Genomic DNA, 2,813 nt, shown 5'->3' on the forward strand with positions numbered 1-2,813 from the left:
AGTGGTCGACGCCGCAGAGCTCCGAGCACTGGCCGTAATAGACGCCGATCGTGTCGGCCTTGAACCAGGTTTCGTTCAGGCGGCCGGGGATGGCGTCGGTCTTCAGGCCGAAGGCCGGCAGGGCGAAGGCGTGGATCACGTCGGCGCCGGTGACCTGCACGCGGATCACCTGGTTGACCGGCACCACCAACGGCTTGTCGGCGGCCAGCAGGTACGGGACCTTCTTGGCGTCGGCCTGCGCCTTGGTCAGCGGGGCCGAGATGATCTCGCTGATCTTCTGGTCGGGATACTCATAGCCCCAGTACCACTGGTAGCCGGTGGCCTTCACCGTCAGGTAGGGCTTGGGCATGTCGTTGTAGGCGAACAGCAGCCGGAACGAGAAGATGGCGATGACCATCAGGATCAGCACCGGACCGATGGTCCAGATGATCTCGACGGTGGTGTTGTGGCTGAACTTGGCCGGGACCGGGTTGGCCTTGGCGTTGTAGCGGATGGCGATCCAGATCAGCAGGCCCAGCACCAGCAGGGTGATGGCCACGATGATCGGCATCAGGATGTGGTCGTGGAAGGCGATCGCCTCGTACTTCAGCGGCGAGGCCGCCTTCTGGAGGTGGATCGCGTCCGGGGTCGGCTGACCCAGCAGCTCAGCGCCCTTGGCGAGGGCTTGCCCCGCGAACACGCCCGAAAGGGCCATCGTCGTGGCGGCGACGGCGGCTACGCCCGTCAACTTCCGCCGCATCCCCTGAATTTGCGCCTTCATATCCCTCACGGCCCGTTTCGGCGGCGATTTGGCGTCGCGATCAACCCCACGCCGCGCCGACATGCACAATACGACCAGCGACACGGGACTTAGGCAATCGACTTCGTCAGGCGACGAGGAATCGAAGGCCGGTCCCGGCGTCTCTGGCCGGTCGCTGGCGTGCATACGCGCTCCAATCCCGGTTGCCAAGCGCCAGAGGCGTTCCCCCGAACGCCTTGCGCGGAGCCAAGGCGCCTCACCTGAGAACAGGTCTCAACAACGATCCATTTGGGGCTACGTACCATTACTAACATGTAATGACAGCTACCTTGCATTGGACACTACCTTGCGTCACAAGGGTGCTCAGCAACGGGAACCTGCAAGCCGTGACGGAAGCCATCGAAGTTCAACTCAAGAAAGGCGTGCTGGCGCTCTGCGTGCTGGCCCTGCTGTCGCGCGCCGACAGCTACGCCTACGAAATCGCCAGCAAGCTCGCCAAGGATATCGATATGGGGGAAGGGACGATCTACCCGCTCATGCGCCGCATGCAGTCGGACGGCCAGGTCGAGACCTATCTGGTGGAATCCCAGAGCGGTCCGCCGCGCAAATACTACCGCCTGACCGCCGCCGGTCGGGCCAGCTTCGAGGCGCAGAAGACCGAATGGGCGGCCTTCACCGCGGCCGTCGAGACCATCTTGGGAGCCGCCGCATGACGCGCGCCGAATTCCTCACCCGCCTCAAGCGCGGGCTGGCCGGCCTGCCCGCCGCCCAGATCGCCGACATCGTCGCCGACTACGAGGCCCACTTCAACGAAGCCCAGGAAGCCGGGCGCAGCGAGAGCGAAGTGGCCGCCGCCCTGGGCGAACCCGAACGCCTGGCCCGCGAACAGCGCGCCGAGCAGGGGGTCAAGCGCTGGGAAGAGGCCAAGAACCCCTCGGCCGCCGCCGGCGCGATCTTCGCCATCGTCGGCCTGGGCGCGATCGACATCCTGTTCCTGCTGCCCCTGCTGATGGGCGTGCTGGGGACGTTGTTCGCCTTCTTCATGGCGTCCATCGGCATCTTCGTGGCCGGGGGCGCGGTCGCCACCGTGGGACCGTTCGCCGGACCGCCCGGCGGGCCCGCCGTGGCCTTCCTGCTCGGCATAGGCCTGATGGCCGCCGCCACCGCCCTGGCCGCCGTCACCACCCTGCTGACCATCGCCCTGGTCAATGGCCTGGTCTGGTACGGCCGCCTTCACTACCGGCTGCTGAAGCCGGCCATCGAAACCCAGGTCTGAGGGGACCGCCATGATCCGCAACCTGACTATCGTCGCCGTCGCCAGCTTCGTGCTCTGCGTCGGCTGCTTCGCCGGGGCCTTCGCGCTCGGCGGCCGCGACATCGTCAAGAACGGCTGGAGCTTCCCGGCCGACTGGAACGTCGAAGTCAGCGATGACAACGACCACGTCCATATCGGCCCCGGCTCGGGCCACGTCGACAACGGCGAGAACACCACCCGGGACATCGCCTGGAGCGGCTCGGACTCCTTGCAGATCGACGCGCCGGCCGAGGTGATCTTCACCCAGGCCGCCGCCGGGGCCGGAGCCAGCGTCCGGGTCACCGGTCCCAAGGCCCTGGTCGACCGGGTGATCATGGAGAACGGCCGTATCGCCCTGCGCGACGCCGACGGCGGCGGTACGGTCATCATCCACGCCCGGCGCGACAGCGACCAGCTGTCCATCGAGATCGTCGCCCCCAGCGTGCGGTCCTTCACCCTGAACGGCAGCGGCGACCTCTATCTGAAAGCCTATGACCAGCCGGACCTGGTGCTGGAGATCAACGGCAGCGGCAATGTCGACGCCCAGGGCAAGGCCAAAAAGGTCGACCTGCGGGTCTCGGGCTCGGGCGAGGCCGACCTGCGCGGTCTCGACACCGGCGACGCCAAGATCGCCCTGGCCGGCAGCGGCGAGGCGCATGTCGCTCCGCACGGCGCGACCGAAGTCGACGTGGCCGGCAGCGGCGACGTCTACCTGACCAGCAAGCCCACCGTCCTCAACTCGAACGTCGCCGGCTCCGGCGAGGTGCACCAGGACTGGTG

4 protein-coding genes are annotated in these 2,813 nt (G+C 67.0%); 3 read left to right on the forward strand and 1 reads right to left on the reverse strand.

Translation table 11 applies throughout. The features are described 5' to 3' along the window. The coding region (gene coxB / locus AC1DZ6_RS22885; RefSeq protein ID WP_477099411.1) for a cytochrome c oxidase subunit II at nt 1-760 on the reverse strand (760 nt) is incomplete at its 3' end. Between the two features lie 365 nt (nt 761-1,125). On the opposite strand from coxB, the gene AC1DZ6_RS22890 reads away from it, so the two are divergent. From AC1DZ6_RS22890 to AC1DZ6_RS22900, 3 genes are all read left to right on the forward strand, one after another. After that, nucleotides 1,126-1,452: a PadR family transcriptional regulator gene (locus tag AC1DZ6_RS22890; protein WP_477099412.1), complete on the forward strand. Its 327-nt coding sequence runs from the start codon at nt 1,126-1,128 to the stop codon at nt 1,450-1,452. Further along, entirely contained in the window at nt 1,449-2,015 is a 567-nt protein-coding gene (locus AC1DZ6_RS22895; protein ID WP_477099413.1) for a DUF1700 domain-containing protein, read from the forward strand. Before AC1DZ6_RS22890 ends, AC1DZ6_RS22895 begins: the two co-directional genes overlap by 4 nt. A gap of 10 nt (nt 2,016-2,025) precedes the next feature. Then, on the forward strand, nt 2,026-2,813 hold a 788-nt coding region (locus AC1DZ6_RS22900), incomplete at its 3' end, for a GIN domain-containing protein (protein WP_477099414.1).

Source organism: Caulobacter sp. P1_B12_2 (assembly GCF_056406675.1).